At 48.7% G+C, this 16,025-nt stretch carries 13 protein-coding genes; 12 read left to right on the top strand and 1 reads right to left on the bottom strand.

Annotation, left to right across the window (positions count from 1 at the left end; all coding sequences use genetic code 11):
• Nucleotides 1–311: 311 nt before the first annotated feature.
• Nucleotides 312–1,886, bottom strand: coding sequence for a YifB family Mg chelatase-like AAA ATPase (locus AC1DF0_RS20600; protein WP_442052349.1), 1,575 nt, complete (start codon nt 1,884–1,886; stop codon nt 312–314).
• Nucleotides 1,887–2,213: 327 nt separating this feature from the next.
• On the opposite strand from AC1DF0_RS20600, the gene sucC reads away from it, so the two are divergent.
• From sucC to fliF, 12 genes are all read left to right on the top strand, one after another.
• Nucleotides 2,214–3,374 carry an ADP-forming succinate--CoA ligase subunit beta gene (gene sucC, locus AC1DF0_RS20595; protein ID WP_475820531.1) on the top strand — a complete coding sequence of 387 codons (1,161 nt, stop codon included), beginning with the start codon at nt 2,214–2,216 and terminating at the stop codon, nt 3,372–3,374.
• A gap of 57 nt (nt 3,375–3,431) precedes the next feature.
• On the top strand, nt 3,432–4,373 hold the full coding sequence (gene sucD, locus AC1DF0_RS20590; protein WP_442052347.1) for a succinate--CoA ligase subunit alpha: 942 nt from the start codon (nt 3,432–3,434) through the stop codon (nt 4,371–4,373).
• Between the two features lie 182 nt (nt 4,374–4,555).
• Complete coding sequence (gene dprA, locus AC1DF0_RS20585; protein ID WP_442052346.1) at nt 4,556–5,689, top strand: DNA-processing protein DprA; 1,134 nt, start codon at nt 4,556–4,558, stop codon at nt 5,687–5,689.
• Nucleotides 5,690–5,717: 28 nt separating this feature from the next.
• The gene (topA, locus tag AC1DF0_RS20580) at nt 5,718–7,823 is read left to right on the top strand and encodes a type I DNA topoisomerase (RefSeq protein ID WP_475820534.1); all 2,106 of its coding nucleotides are present in this window, start codon (nt 5,718–5,720) and stop codon (nt 7,821–7,823) included.
• Nucleotides 7,824–8,681: 858 nt separating this feature from the next.
• Nucleotides 8,682–10,001: an FADH(2)-oxidizing methylenetetrahydrofolate--tRNA-(uracil(54)-C(5))-methyltransferase TrmFO gene (gene trmFO / locus AC1DF0_RS20575; protein ID WP_477575139.1), complete on the top strand. Its 1,320-nt coding sequence runs from the start codon at nt 8,682–8,684 to the stop codon at nt 9,999–10,001.
• A gap of 147 nt (nt 10,002–10,148) precedes the next feature.
• A complete protein-coding gene (hslV, locus tag AC1DF0_RS20570) occupies nt 10,149–10,694 on the top strand; it encodes an ATP-dependent protease subunit HslV (RefSeq protein WP_475820535.1) in 546 nt (181 codons plus the stop codon).
• Between the two features lie 73 nt (nt 10,695–10,767).
• On the top strand, nt 10,768–12,171 hold the full coding sequence (gene hslU / locus AC1DF0_RS20565; protein WP_477575134.1) for an ATP-dependent protease ATPase subunit HslU: 1,404 nt from the start codon (nt 10,768–10,770) through the stop codon (nt 12,169–12,171).
• A 27-nt stretch (nt 12,172–12,198) separates the two neighbouring features.
• A complete protein-coding gene (codY, locus tag AC1DF0_RS20560) occupies nt 12,199–12,969 on the top strand; it encodes a GTP-sensing pleiotropic transcriptional regulator CodY (protein WP_442053543.1) in 771 nt (256 codons plus the stop codon).
• A 216-nt stretch (nt 12,970–13,185) separates the two neighbouring features.
• Nucleotides 13,186–13,602, top strand: a complete 417-nt coding sequence (gene flgB / locus AC1DF0_RS20555) for a flagellar basal body rod protein FlgB (RefSeq protein WP_477575133.1) — start codon at nt 13,186–13,188, stop codon at nt 13,600–13,602.
• Between the two features lie 3 nt (nt 13,603–13,605).
• Nucleotides 13,606–14,058: a flagellar basal body rod protein FlgC gene (gene flgC / locus AC1DF0_RS20550; RefSeq protein WP_442053141.1), complete on the top strand. Its 453-nt coding sequence runs from the start codon at nt 13,606–13,608 to the stop codon at nt 14,056–14,058.
• 37 nt (nt 14,059–14,095) lie between these two features.
• Entirely contained in the window at nt 14,096–14,401 is a 306-nt protein-coding gene (gene fliE / locus AC1DF0_RS20545) for a flagellar hook-basal body complex protein FliE (RefSeq protein WP_337098842.1), read from the top strand.
• Nucleotides 14,402–14,443: 42 nt separating this feature from the next.
• A complete protein-coding gene (fliF, locus tag AC1DF0_RS20540) occupies nt 14,444–16,012 on the top strand; it encodes a flagellar basal-body MS-ring/collar protein FliF (RefSeq protein WP_477575132.1) in 1,569 nt (522 codons plus the stop codon).
• The last annotated feature ends 13 nt before the right edge of the window (nt 16,013–16,025 follow it).

Genomic DNA, 16,025 nt, shown 5'->3' with positions numbered 1-16,025 from the left:
TATCCACAGGCCATTGGTTAACCAATAAGTTCCAGTCGAATAGGAGCTAAGCCCCTACCGACTATTTTTTCAGAATATTCAAACACAACTCACACCCGTCTCCCCAATGGATATTCCTACCTTCTTACACAAACTTCTTGACGCTACCTTCAACAACCTGCCAACCTCCGACCATTTGCCTGCACAAAATCCAATCAAACTCTATTATCGTCTCGTTCTTAGCCTTTTGATTGTACAAAATCCATTCAAAATAGCGACTTTATGCAGTCGTTACAAAAATCTTATCAAGTGTAAGCAGTTATTTGCAACTGCTACACCGTATCCAATCTCCGATATTGAATTGCTTCGGCGACATGCTCCGCCTCGACCTCTTCGCTCCCCTCCACATCAGCGATTGTACGCGCGAGCTTAAGGAGCCGGTCATAGGCCCTCATGCTGATACCGAACAGCTGGAAAGCGTGGTCGAGCAGCGATAAAGCTGCTGGCTTAAGCAAGGCATGCTTGCGAAGCGCAGAGCTGGTCAGCTCACTGTTCCACACGGTCCCAATTGAGCGTGTGCGCTGCTGTTGGCGCACCCTCGCTTCCTGAACAATCCGTCGCATATCTGCTGAAGTTAAGCCCAGCTCAGCTCCTTTTCCTTGTTCCATCATGATAGGCCTAGGCACTTCAAGCTGCAGATCGATACGGTCAAGAAGCGGGCCGGATAGCTTGGAACGGTAGCGGCTAATCGCCGTCGAATTGCATGTGCAGCGTTTCTCGCCATATTCATGGCCATAATAGCCGCAAGGGCAAGGGTTGAAGGAGGCGGCTAGCATGAGATTGGCGGGAAACTGGAAAACGGCCTTCGATCTTGCGATCGTGACGACCCGATCTTCTAAAGGCTGCCTCATCATCTCAAGCACCTGCCGCGGAAATTCAGGCAATTCATCGAGGAATAAGACACCGCGATGGGCTAACGTAATTTCCCCCGGCTTCGGAATGGAGCCGCCGCCAATTAGACCGCCAGAAGAAATCGTATGATGCGGAGCTCTGAATGGTGGACGCGTAATTAACCCCTGAGGCGCATCAGACAGCTTGCCGGCTACGCTGTATATCTTCGTTACCTCAAGCGCTTCTTGCTCGCTCAGCGGCGGTAATATGCCGGGCAAACGACGGATCATCATTGTCTTGCCCGTTCCCGGCGGTCCGCTTAGCAAAATATTGTGTTTGCCGGCGGCTGCGATTAGCATTGCCCGCTTCGCTTGATGCTGACCGATAACGTCGCTAAAGTCGAAAGCATCATCTTCATCCGATAGAGCAGTTGCAAGGCCTGCCTTGCCGCGAGTGCCTGCATTCTTAGCCGATGGGTCGAACCGCAGCCGATTCCAATCCTGTTCGCCGCTCGCCTTCTCGCCCTGCAATTGCTTGAGATGCGTGAGGGCGAACAGTTCCATGCCGGATATCCATGCCGCTTCGGCAGCGTTGGCGAGGGGAAGGACGATTCTCGTAATACCGCTGCTCTTTGCCTGCTCGATCATCGCAAGCACTCCTGATACGGGCTTGACGCCTCCATTAAGAGATAGCTCGCCGATGAGAAGGGTACGCTCGAACGGTTGAGCGCCGATCTGCGCGCTGGCCGTTAATATGCCAACTGCGATCGCAAGATCGAACGCGGTGCCTTCCTTGCGAAGATCAGCTGGCGCTAAATTTACCGTTATGCGATCCATTGGAAAGCTGAAGCCGCTGTTCTTAATCGCAGCCCGAACACGTTCCACTGATTCGCGAACAGCGGGGTCGGGCAGCCCGACTACATTGACCTGAGGCAAGCCGCTCGATATGTCGACTTCAACCGAAATGCTTCTGCCGTCAACTCCGTAAACGCTTGCGCTTTGTACCAAACTGAACATAAAAAACAGCACCTCCAAGTATTGAATGAAGGTGCTTCCTAACCATTCCGTTTCCATTTTTTAGATTATGGCACTATCATAGATCATGCCTTTCCTTACTGTCAATCCTATAACATTTGTCGCGTAATAAATGAGGTTTAAGGTTATACTATTTGGCGTAGTTTGCCTGGCTCCTGCGGTTTAATCTCAAAAAGAGATTAAACCCATATCAAAAAAGCCGTATTAATTATGCGTGAAAATAAGGTAACAAGCATGGAAAGGTGCTACAATAATAAAGGTTTGTGTACATATGACTGATTTCAGTCTGTGAAATGGAGGATTTCAACAATGAATATCCATGAGTATCAAGGGAAAGCGGTCCTTAAACAGTATGGTGTAGTCGTACCTGAAGGTAAAGTTGCCTTCACGGTTGATGAAGCTGTAGAAGCGGCCAAAGAGCTCGGAACTTCCGTAGTTGTCGTGAAAGCACAAATTCATGCTGGCGGACGCGGTAAAGCGGGCGGCGTTAAAGTAGCAAAAAACTTGGATGAAGTGCGTGCATACGCTAGCGAAATTCTTGGCAAAGTGCTCGTAACGCATCAAACTGGCCCAGAGGGCAAAGAAGTCAAACGTCTTCTCATCGAGCAAGGCTGCGACATTAAGAAAGAATATTATATCGGCGTCGTTCTCGACCGTGGTACAGGCCGCGTCGTTATAATGGCTTCGGAAGAAGGCGGCACGGAAATCGAAGAAGTTGCCGAGCATTCCCCGGAGAAAATTTTCAAAGAGGTTGTCGATCCGGCTGTTGGCCTTCAGGCATTCCAAGCGCGCAAGCTGGCATATGCAATCAATATTCCAGGCGAGCTGGTTAATAAAGCAGTTAAGTTCATGATCTCTCTTTACACGGCATTCGTTGAGAAGGACGCTTCCATCGCGGAGATCAACCCTCTTGTTGTTACTGGCGACGGACAAGTTATCGCCCTTGACGCGAAGCTGAACTTCGATTCCAACGCGCTGTATCGCCACAAAGACATCGTAGCGCTTCGCGACCTCGAAGAGGAAGATGCGAAAGAAATCGAAGCTTCCAAATACGATCTCAGCTACATCGCCCTAGACGGCAACATCGGCTGCTTGGTTAACGGCGCAGGCCTTGCAATGGCAACGATGGATATTATCAAATACTTCGGCGGCGACCCGGCCAACTTCCTCGACGTAGGGGGCGGTGCAACAGCGGAGAAGGTTACCGAAGCTTTCAAAATTATTTTGTCCGACGAAAAAGTAAAAGGGATCTTCGTTAACATTTTCGGCGGCATTATGCGTTGCGACGTTATTGCTAACGGCGTTGTCGAAGCGGCTAAACAAGTTGGTCTTGATAAACCGCTCGTCGTTCGTCTGGAAGGTACAAACGTAGACCTCGGAAAAGCTATTTTGAAACAATCGGGATTGAACATTGTCGCTGCTGACTCCATGTCGGACGGCGCTCAAAAAATCGTCGCTCTCGTGAAATAAATAGCTTGACTTGCGGCATGCCCGCATACGAATTCATTCAGGGGATGTGAGTTAAGAGTGAGCATTTTGGTCAATAAAGACACAAAAGTCATTACTCAAGGTATTACAGGCGCAACCGGCTTATTCCATGCAAAAGGCGCTTTAGAATACGGTACGCAAATGGTTGGCGGCGTTACTCCGGGCAAGGGCGGCACGAACGTTGACATCACGCTTGACAACGGAAATGTTGTATCGCTTCCGGTATTCAACACGGTTGCTCAAGCTGTCAAAGCTACGGGCGCTAACGCTTCGGTTATCTATGTACCGCCGGCATTCGCTGCTGACGCAATCATGGAAGCCGTAGACGCTGAGCTTGACCTTGTCATCTGTATTACAGAAGGCATTCCGGTACTTGATATGGTTAAAGTAAAACGTTATATGGACGGCAGCAAAACGGTTCTTATCGGACCGAACTGCCCAGGCGTTATTACACCAGGCGAGTGCAAAATCGGTATTATGCCGGGTTACATCCATACAAAAGGCCACGTTGGCGTCATTTCCCGTTCGGGTACGTTGACGTACGAAGCGGTTCACCAGCTTACAACTCGCGGTATCGGTCAATCGTCCGCGGTTGGTATTGGCGGCGACCCTGTTAAAGGATCCGAGTTCATCGACATCCTTAACCGCTTCAATGAAGACCCTGACACTTATGCGGTAATCATGATCGGCGAGATCGGCGGTACAGCAGAGGAAGAAGCTGCTGAGTGGATCAAAGCGAACATGAAGAAACCGGTAGTCGGCTTCATCGGCGGCGCAACAGCGCCTCCGGGCAAACGCATGGGCCATGCAGGCGCTATCATTTCCGGCGGCAAAGGTACTGCAGCAGAGAAGATCGCTACGCTTGAAGCATGCGGCATCAAAGTTGCTCCGACACCTACGGATATGGGCTCCACGCTCGTAAGCGTGCTGAAAGAGCAAGGCTTGCTTGAGAAATGCACGACTCACCAAGCACAAATCTAATACGCAAGAACTGAAGGTAAGCAACCTTTCGACGACCCGTTAACGGGAGTTGGAGGGTTGCTTTTTTTTGTTCATTTTCATTTGGTTTTTCAAAATTTAATCGGCCGACTTGCATTCTTTATCCATGTAACGCACAATAGATAAGAATGTATGCCGCCCGGATCTAGGAGAGGGATGGGCGTATGAATAGCAATAATGAACTGAAAAGAAGCATGGTTGTCGCATTCTATGAAATACCTGGCATTGGCTGGCATTCCATTACGAAGGCGCTTGAGCATCAATTATGGCTTACGCCAATATGGACATTTGAGCTGTTGACCGGCATTGGTCTGAAGAAAGATCAGGCACAATCGGTCATGAACCGGTTCGCTGCGGGGAGATGGGATCTCGCTGACAAGTCGGCTCCAGCTGCCGAAAGAGCAGGGGCGGTTACGTTAACGCCGTTCGATAAGAACTATCCATATCGTTTAAGACAGATCGATCAGCCTCCTTGGGTGCTGTACGCGAAAGGCAATATCGAACTGCTTCACGCGCCAAGCGTTGCTATTGTCGGTACGAGAGTGCCAACCGCCTATGGCAGACATAGTGCGAGAGAACTGTCGAAGGAGCTCTCCGATCTTGGTCTAACCATTGTTAGCGGACTTGCCAAAGGGATCGATAGCGTTGCGCATGAAGCGGCGCTAGACGGTACTGGCGGAACGATAGCAGTGTTGCCAACGCCGATTGATACCTGTTATCCTTCGGAAAATGCTTCATTATTTCGTGACATAGCCGAGAAAGGCTTACTCTTATCCGAGACGCCGATTGGCACGAAGCTTCATCCGGGACAATTTCCCCAGCGCAATCGAATCATTGCCGGATTATCGGTTGGTACGGTTGTTGTGGAGGGAGCCAAACGAAGCGGGTCGCTCATAACGGCGCAATATGCGCTCGACATGTCGAGAGAGCTGTTCGCCATACCGGGACAAATCTCTTCGCCAAAGAGCGATGGCCCCAACGAACTTATCAAGAAAGGCACAGCTAAGCTTATCTCTTGCGCAAATGATATTATTGAAGAGCTTAAGTGGTTGCCAGCCGCTATCGAGAATAGGTTCAAAAGCAAGACAACTGCTGGGAGTGCCAGTGAAGACTCGGCCTTAAGTTTAACAACAGAAGAGCGGCAAATCGTCCGTTTTTTGCAAGATCAGCCATTGTCCATTAATGAATTACACGAGCTGTCCGCCATTCCGTTTGGACATTTGAACGCACTTCTGATAAATTTATGTATAAAACGGAAAATCGAGCTTCAGCCCGGATCCATATATATCGCATTGTAACTAGCAGTAGAGAGAGGAGGCACCTCGCATGGCAGATTCATTAGTTATCGTCGAATCACCGGCCAAAGCCAAAACGATAGGCAAATATTTAGGCAGCAAATATATCGTTAAAGCATCGATGGGTCACATTCGCGATTTGCCTAAAAGTCAGATCGGCGTAGAGGTAGAGAACGATTTTAATCCCAAATACATAACCATTCGCGGCAAGGGAAGCGTGCTCAAGGAATTGAAGGACGCCAGCAAAAAAGTAAAACATGTTTTTCTGGCGGCTGACCCGGATCGCGAAGGCGAGGCGATTGCGTGGCATTTGGCACACTACTTGGAGCTTGACGAAACAGACACTTGCCGTGTCGTATTTAATGAAATAACGAAGCAAGCCGTGAAGGACGCGTTCAAGACGCCACGGAAGATCAATATGGATTTGGTGAACGCGCAGCAAGCTAGACGTATACTAGACCGGCTTGTGGGTTATAAGATTAGCCCTCTTCTATGGAAAAAAGTGAAAAAGGGTCTGTCCGCCGGACGCGTACAATCCGTTGCGGTTAAGCTCATTATCGATCGCGACAATGAGATCGACGCTTTCGTGCCCGAGGAATATTGGTCCATTACCGCTAAGCTGACCCATTCCGGCATCCCGTTCGACGCCAAATATTATTCGGTGAACGGAGAGAAGAAGGAACTGGGCAAGGAAGCGGACGTGCAAGAAGTGCTGAGCGCTATGAAAGGCGAGAAGTTCAGTGTCTCCGATGTAAGAGAGAAGGAACGACTCCGTAATCCGGCTCCGCCGTTCATTACGAGCTCCTTGCAGCAGGAGGCGGCCAGAAAGCTTGGTTTCCGCGCTTCCAAGACGATGTCGGTTGCCCAACAGCTTTATGAAGGCGTAGAGCTTGGCAAGGAGGGTACAGTCGGTTTAATCACTTATATGAGAACGGACTCGACTCGTATCTCGCCGGTTGCACAAGAGGAAGCGAAGGAGTACATCACGACGAAGTACGGTCCGGCTTTTGCTCCTGAACAGCCGCGCGTCTATACGAAGAAGAACAGCAATGCACAAGATGCGCATGAAGCGATTCGTCCGACATCCGTGCTCCGTGACCCGGAGTCGGTTAAGGCATTCACGAGCCGCGATCAGTTCCGTCTATATAAGCTCGTATGGGAGCGCTTCGTATCTAGCCAAATGTCTTCTGCTATCCTTGATACGATGACCGTTGATATGCAAGCTGGCAGCACTGTGTTCCGTGCGGTCGGTTCGAAAGTGAAGTTCGCGGGTTTCATGAAGGTGTATGTCGAAGGGAACGATGACGGCACCGTGGAAGAGCATAAGTTTTTGCCGCCGCTTGCAACGGGCGATGTGATTGCTGCCGAGACGGTTGAACCGAAACAGCATTTCACCCAGCCCCCGCCGCGTTATACGGAAGCTCGGCTCGTTCGAACGCTTGAGGAGCTCGGCATAGGGCGTCCAAGTACGTATGCGCCGACATTGGAGACGATTCAGAAGCGCGGTTATGTGGCGATGGAAGAGAAGAAGTTCATGCCGACCGAGCTAGGCGATCTTGTTATCCAACTAATGGAGGAGTTCTTCCCCGAAATTCTTGATGCCGAGTTTACCGCCAACATGGAAGGAAACCTTGACCATGTGGAGGAAGGCACGGAAGATTGGGTGAAGGTGCTTGCAACGTTCTACGAATCTTTCGAGAAACGTCTCGAGGTTGCAGAGGACGAGATGAAGGAAATCGAAATTCAGGATGAGGTTTCCGACGAGCTGTGCGAGAAGTGCGGCAGGCATTTGGTATACAAAATGGGCCGCTTCGGCAAGTTCCTGGCATGCTCAGGGTTTCCTGATTGCCGCAATACTAAGCCGATCGTCAAGGATATTGGCGTTCCTTGTCCGAAATGCGGAGACGGAAAGATTATCGAGCGGCGCAGCAAGAAAGGCCGTATCTTCTATGGATGCGATCAATACCCAGGCTGCGATTATGTGTCATGGGATAAGCCGACTACGAAACCTTGTCCGAATTGCGACAGTATGTTGGTCGAGAAGCGTAACCGGAGCGGGGTTAAGCTGAATTGTCCGACCTGCGACTATTCGGAAGAAGTACCGGATGAAGAGGATAACGAGGAAATCGTGGATTAAAGCTAACTTGTTAATGAAATGAACAAACAGCCATTGCGAGTGGCACACCGTCCTCCCTTACTAGGGAGGACACCGTCGTTATATGGGCTATTCATTCCATTTTTTAACACTCGATGCATTATCGTATCAAGCCCTCCCTGCAAAGGGGAGGGTTTGACCGTCCATAGACGGTCGGCGTGAATGCAGGTAGGATAGAGAACGGAGTAAGGAGTGAAAATAACTGGAATTTCTCCCGTTAAAGTCTCTCCGTTGTCGATTGAGCCAAATATAACGGGAAAAACTCCCGTTATTGTTGGCTATTATCAGCAACCTGCTCATTTCTCTACTAAATAAATGGAGGAATTCCATTTATTTCGAGAAAATCGCTCTAAACTCGCATATTAACAGGACAAATTCCAGTTAATGGCGAGCGCATAGATTGTGAGGTATGGTTGCCAATAAATGATTGGTAAGTGTTTGGTGCTAATGTAACTGACTCAACTTATGTCCGAATATTCGATCAATAATCCAACCTTGCACAGCATGCACTCAAAACTAACCAAGTTTTGCCCAGTATAAGCGTGTCCCGTAGGGACAAAGCGTTCGAAGCACTAAATAAACTCAAAAACACATCTGGTACTCCATCGTTACTGTTGCACGAAACCAGGTAACTAAACGCCTCCCAAAAAAAAGAGTGTCCGGAAGGACACAAGCGATCCTAGCACAGTGTAAACTCGCGTGCGTCTCTTTAACTAGATCGTTAGTCAGGCGGTGTCCAGAGGGTGCAACCCTATGGGGCCCTCCCTTGGAAGGGAGGGTTTGGGTGGGTTCGAAAATGTTTTGCAATCAAAAAACTGAAAGGATTGACCTAAATTGTCATTGTCACAACCACAAACCGTAACCGTCATCGGAGCAGGCTTAGCTGGAAGCGAGGCTGCATGGCAGATCGCATCGCAAGGCGTGCCCGTGATTTTATATGAAATGCGTCCGGTTAGGCAAACGCCGGCACATCATACGAACCAATTCGCAGAGCTTGTCTGCAGCAATAGCTTGCGTGCGAATGGTCTCACGAACGCCGTAGGCGTATTGAAGGAAGAGATGCGTCAGCTTAACTCGCTTATTATGAGCTGCGCTGATCAGCATGCCGTACCTGCTGGCGGAGCGCTCGCCGTCGACCGTGACGGATTCTCTGGAGAGGTAACGAGCAGGCTTCGCGAGCATCCTCTTATCGAGGTGCGCAACGAAGAAGTAACCGAAATTCCGAAGGACGGTATCGTCGTCATTGCAACAGGCCCGTTAACGGCGCCTGGCTTGTCGGCTCAAATTCAAGAACTGCTTGGCGAGGAATACTTCTACTTCTATGATGCGGCTGCGCCAATAATCGAAAAAGACTCAATCGATATGAACAAAGTGTATCTGGCATCCCGTTATGATAAAGGCGAAGCAGCTTACCTCAACTGTCCGATGACCGAAGAGGAATTCGAAATTTTCCACGAAGCGCTTACGACAGCCGAGACTGCTGAGCTTAAGGAATTCGAGAAAGAGGTTTATTTCGAAGGCTGTATGCCAATCGAAGTTATGGCGAGTCGAGGCAAGCAAACGGTGCTCTTCGGGCCGATGAAGCCTGTCGGTCTTGTTAACCCGCATACCGGCAAGCTGCCGCATGCGGTTATTCAACTGCGCCAAGATAACGCTGCCGGAACGCTCTACAATCTAGTAGGCTTCCAAACCCATTTGAAATGGGGCGAGCAGAAGCGTGTATTTTCACTCATTCCAGGACTGGAAAATGCCGAGTTCGTCCGTTTCGGGGTCATGCACCGCAATACGTTCATTAACTCGCCGCGTCTGCTTAAGCCGACTTATCAGCTTAACACGCGTGAGAATCTGTTCTTTGCCGGCCAAATGACCGGGGTAGAGGGTTATGTGGAGTCAGCCGCTTCAGGCCTTATAGCGGGGATTAACGCCGCTAGAGTCGCTCAAGGTCAGGAGCCGATCGTATTGCCAGAGCAAACGACGCTGGGCAGTATGGCGAAATATATTACGACCGCCGATTTCAAGCATTTTCAACCGATGAATGCGAATTTCGGGCTGTTCCCGCCGTTAGAAACGAGAATTCGCAGCAAAAAAGAGAAAAACGAAGCGATCGCAAATCGTGCACTGGAAGGTATTGAGCAATTTAAACGGGAACATTTGCAATAAAATTTCGTAGGAAAGCATAGCAAGGTCTACTCAAGGCGGCGTTTGTATAGGATTTCATCATATAGGCGCTTAACTTTGGAAGAAAGACAACTGCTGCTCAAGTAGGAGCTTATCTTGCTTGAGTCATACCATAGAGGAGGCAAAGCAATGGAAATGCAATTTCACGCGACGACGATTTGCGCAGTCAGACATAATGGAAAGGGCGCAATTGCCGGAGACGGGCAAGTCACGTTCGGCAATAGCATGGTGATGAAGAACACCGCCAAAAAAGTAAGACGACTCTATCGCGGACAAGTCATATCTGGTTTTGCAGGATCGGTTGCCGATGCCATTACTCTATTCGAGAAATTCGAAGGCAAGCTTGAAGAACATCATGGCAATCTGCAACGTTCTGCCGTGGAGCTGGCTAAGGACTGGAGATCGGATCGCGTGCTCCGAAAGCTGGAGGCGATGATGCTCGTCATGGACGAAAGCGGTCTGTTGCTGATCTCTGGAAATGGTGAAATCATTGAACCGGATGACGGTATTCTGGCGATTGGTTCAGGCGGAACTTATGCGCTGTCTGCCGCTCGGGCGTTAACTCGCTATTCATCTCAAATGGAGGCGAAGGAAATTGCTCGCGCTTCCCTGCAAATCGCTGCCGAAATTTGTGTCTATACGAACAATAATATTATCGTTGAAGAAATCGGATAATCAATTAGGTCTTAAGAACTATCAGCTTAGCGTGTAATGATCGGATGGAATCTATTATCGGAGGGATTATAGTATGAAAAATGATGCCTTAACGCCGCGCCAAATTGTTGCAGAGCTGGATAAATATATTGTCGGTCAGAAGTCAGCGAAGCGGTCGGTTGCGATCGCGCTCCGCAATCGTTATCGCAGAAGCATGCTGGATGAATCGCTGCGCGATGAGATCGTTCCGAAAAACATTTTAATGATCGGTCCTACCGGTGTCGGCAAGACGGAAATTGCCCGCCGTTTGGCTAAGCTGGTGAAAGCTCCCTTCGTGAAGCTTGAAGCGACGAAGTTCACTGAAGTGGGTTACGTTGGCMGTGATGTCGAGTCAATGGTTCGCGATCTCGTTGAGACGTCGATTCGTATCGTGAAGGCCGAGCGTACGGAGCGCGTGCAGGAGCGGGCCGAGAAGCTTGCTAACGAGCGTATTGTATCGTTGCTAGCGCCTTCTGCTGCCAAAGCGAAGTCAGCCAAAAATCCTTTTGAAATGCTGTTCGGCAACAATCAGCAGCAGGCGAAAGAGGAAGTCGAAGAGCCGGACGTTGACTTTAACGTTCAGCAAAGACGCAGTCAGGTGAAGGAACAGCTGTCAGCAGGCAAGCTGGAGAACGAGACGATAGAGATCGAGGTTGAAGACTCCACTCCTAATATGCTGGATATGTTGTCTGGCCAAGGCCCTGAAGGCATGGGCATGAATATGCAGGAGCTGTTCGGTCAGTTCATGCCGAAGAAGCATAAGAAGCGTAAGCTGTCGGTCAAGGAAGCCCGCAAGGTGCTTACCCAGGAAGAAGCGAATAAGCTGATTGATATGGATGATGTCATCTCGGAGTCGGTACTTCGCGCAGAGCAATCCGGCATTATATTCATAGATGAGATCGACAAGATCGCCAGTCCATCTCGCGGCAACGGTCCCGACGTATCGAGAGAAGGCGTTCAACGGGACATTTTACCTATCGTTGAAGGTTCTACCGTCATGACCAAGTATGGTCCTGTGAAGACGGATTACGTGCTGTTCATCGCCGCGGGAGCTTTCCATATGGCTAAGCCTTCTGATCTAATTCCCGAGCTTCAGGGACGTTTCCCAATTCGGGTAGAATTAACGAGCCTAAGCTTGGATGATTTCGTAAGCATTCTGACGGAGCCTAAGAACGCATTGACGAAGCAATACACCGCTCTTCTGGAGACAGAGGGCATTAAAGTGGAGTTTTCGAACGAAGCGATTCGTGAGCTCGCGTCAATAGCGGCAGACGTCAATCGGAATACTGAAAATATCGGTGCGCGCAGATTGCACACGATTCTTGAGAAGCTTCTGGAGGACTTGTCGTTCGAAGCGCCTGAGCTATCGCTGGAGACAATGACGATTACACCGGAATATGTGAAGGAAAAGCTGGGAAGCATTGCGCAAAATCGCGATTTGAGTCAATATATATTGTAGTTGTTAAGATTTTTGGGAGGCAGTGTAATGACTTTACTTACAAAGACAAGAACCTTGAACCGTTTGCTGCAGCGCGCTGCGGGCAAGGCGCTTAACTTTAGAGAAATGGCCGAGGTGCTGTGCACGACGATTCAGACAAATGTATTCGTTGTGAGCCGCAAAGGGAAAATTCTCGGCAGCGCGGCGGTTGATGTGTATGATCACGATTTCCTGCGTTCCTTGTCGTCTGATGAGCTCAGGTTTCCGCAGGACGCTAACGTCAGGTTCCTCGATATGCAGGAATCCATGACGAACGTGAAGCCGGATGAAGGCGTTTATGAGACGTTTCCTCGGCTTGGCGACCAAGAAATTATGACCGTAGTACCTATTATCGGAGGCGGAGATCGCCTAGGAACGCTTGTACTGACTCGACAGTCAGGCACGTTTGATGATGATGATCTAGTGCTTGCGGAATACGGATCGACGATCGTCGGAATGGAAATATTGCGTGAGCGTGCGGATGAGATCGAACAAGAGGTACGCAGCCGGGCTGCTGTATCCGTGGCAGTCGGTTCGTTGTCCTTCAGTGAGCTGGAGGCCGTTGAACATATCTTTGAAGAGCTTGATGGCAAGGAAGGGCTGCTCGTAGCGTCCAAAATTGCCGATCGTGCCGGCATCACGCGGTCGGTAATCGTCAATGCGCTTCGCAAGCTCGAGAGTGCGGGCGTCATTGAGACAAGATCGTTAGGCATGAAAGGGACCTACATCAAAATATTAAACCATCAGCTTTTACAAGAACTTCAAAAGATGAAAAACTAGAAATGGGACGTTTAGACCATTTCAGCCCTATCTGAATTCAAAGATAGGGCTTTTTTCTTATTGTAATAAATTAGGGAATTGTTGAAGATTATGAAGTCGGCAAATATCGACACACTCGTCTCATTTTTTTCATTTTTATGTGTCGAACTTAGCAGGAATGAAGATTATTCTGTTGAATAACTAAGAGAAGATCATCAATGAAAGTGGTGAAACTGCATGAATTTGTTGAATGGCGCTTCATTCCAAAGAATGGAGGGAGCCGTACAGGCGGCTGAGCTCAGGCATCGCGTCATTTCAAACAATGTGGCCAACGCTGAAACGCCGCATTTCAAGAGGACAGAGGTACTTTTTGAAGAACTGCTGGAGCAATCGATGGGGGGCAATAGTCTCAATCGTTTTGCAGGCAGAACGACCGATTCCAGGCATATCCCGATTGGTATCGGGGGTTCTAACGTGCCAACTGCAAAAGTGGTAACCGATGAAACGACTTCTATGACGAACAGTGAAAACAATGTCGACATTGAACGTGAAATGTCGTTATTGGCGAAAAACCAATTGAGTTACAATTTTTATATCCAACAAATTAACCATGACGTCTCCATGATGCGAACTGCGATAGAAGGGAGAGGGTAGAGAGTGAAGCTTTCGACAGGATTTGATATTAATGCTTCTGCATTAACGGCACAGCGGTTGCGGATGGACGTTATTTCGTCAAATATCGCAAACGCTGAAACGACGCGTGCAAATTTCGTGAATGGTAAGTTCGAGCCGTACAAACGCAAGATGGTTGTCATGGAGCCTGTGAAGCAATCGTTCTCCAGCGTCCTTTCCCAACAAATGGGCAGCAATAGCTCCGTTGGACAAGGCGTGAAGGTGACCGAAATCAAAGAAGATCAGACACCGACCAAACTCGTGTATAATCCTACGCATCCAGACGCCGACGAAAACGGTTATGTACAAATGCCAAACGTTGACGTGATGAAAGAAATGGTCGATTTAATTGCGGCAACTCGTAACTATGATGCAAACATAACAGCAATAAACGCTTCGAAGGCCATGTTTGTCAAAGCGCTTGAAATTGGCAGGTAAGCAATGGAGTGAATTGAACTAGAATGGAGGGGTACTGATGATACAACCGATGTCGCTAAGCCAGATTCAACCGACGAAGCTAATCGAGACTAAATCGTTTGACAAGGCGACTCCGGCGGAGATGACACAATCGTTCGGCGAATACTTAAAAACGGCGATTGAAAATGTTAGTGCGCAGGAAAAAAATGTACATAAGCTTAACGATCAATATTTAGTCGGTCAGGTGGATGTGACGAAAGTCCTGATCGCTTCGGAACAAGCGCAGCTTAGTTTGCAGCTAACCTCGCAAATCCGCAATAAAGTAGTCGAAGCATACCAAGAAATGATGCGGATGCAAATTTAGCATGAGGACGTTCCTAGCATAGCATTTGGGTGAGGTGACAATGTGAACGAGAGAATCGCCCAATATCGAGGCAGACTTACGCAGTTTTGGGGCCAGATGGGCAGAAAACAAAAAATATGGTTGGGGGCATCCATTGGAGGGTTGTTAGTAACTATTATTTTGTTAACAATCGTGTTCACTAGAACGGAATACGAGATTGCTTTTCAAAATTTGGATACAACCGATGCAGCGGCAATCATGAATCATTTGGATGGCAGTGGGATTCCTTACGAACTTAGCGCGAACGGCAAAAGCATTTCAGTGCCAAGCGCGGTGGCATCCAGAGTTAAAGTCGATGTTGGTTCACAAGGACTTGTTCAAAATGGTTCGATCGGTTTCGAAGCGTTCAACGCTAGCTCGAGCGCTTTCGGCACAACGGACAACGAATTCAATGTGAAGTACTTGAACGCATTAAACGGTGAAGTACAGCAGTTGCTTAACGGCATGCAAGGTGTGAATTCATCAAACGTGCTCATTAATTTGCCGGAGGAAAGCGTGTTTCTGTCTGCTGAAGAAGCGAAGAAAGCTTCAGCGTCCATCATGCTTAACTTTGCGTCAGGTTATCGCCCAAGCCAAAAAGAAATCGATGGGTACTATAACTTGGTGAAAACAGCTGTTCCGAACCTTGCTATGGAAGATATTACAATATCGAGCCCGCAAGGCGAGCTCGCATCGTCTGAAGTTGACGGCGCGCTTGTCGGAAATACGGACGTCGTTGAACAACAGTTCCAAATCCAGCGCAAATACGAATCKGAATTAAAGAAGAACATTCAACAATTTCTAGGTCCGATGGTCGGATCGAACAATCTTGTCATTAGCGTAGCGAGCACGATGAACTTCGATAAGAAATATTCGGAGGAAAATCTCGTTAGACCGCTTGAAGGCAACAATAACAACGGAATTATTCTGAGTGAAGAATCGAATAACAGCTCGTCTACGGGTGGTTCTTCGCAAGCCGGCGGAGTTACGGGAACAGGTGAAACCGATGTTCCTGGCTATGATGCTGCGAGCTCTGGCGAAAGTACTTCGGAGAGTAGTTCTAAGGCGACAAATTATGAATTTGATCGAATCAAAAATCAGATCGAGTCCGCTCCGTTTCTTGTAAAGGACCTTACTATTAGTATCGGCGTCGAACAAGGAAAACTGAATGACGAATCGAATCAAGCGGTAAAAACATATTTGACGGCGCTTGTAAGAGCACAACTAGCCGATTCGGGTCAAGATGTTACTAATGACGAACTAATGGGCAAAAAGGTTTCGGTAATCGCACAAACTTTTGCAGAAGGTGCTTCTGCGAGCCAATCAAGCGGATTATCACTCGGCTGGGCTATTGGAATCGGTGCTGCGGCACTTGCATTAATCGGCGGTCTTATCGTAATGCTCGTTCGCAGACGCAAACAAAGTGTTGTTGAAGAAATTGATATGGCTTCGCCTCCTAAAGTGGAATATCCAACGCTTGATTTTGATAGTGTCAATGGTGACAGTCAAGCCCGTAAAAATCTTGAAACACTTGCCAAACGGAAGCCGGATGAATTCGTCAACCTTCTTCGTACTTGGCTAGTGGATGAATAGAGGTGCTTTAATT

This window comes from Paenibacillus sp. 05T425 (genome assembly GCF_056396205.1).
This window is presented reverse-complemented; position numbering and strand designations above follow the sequence as displayed.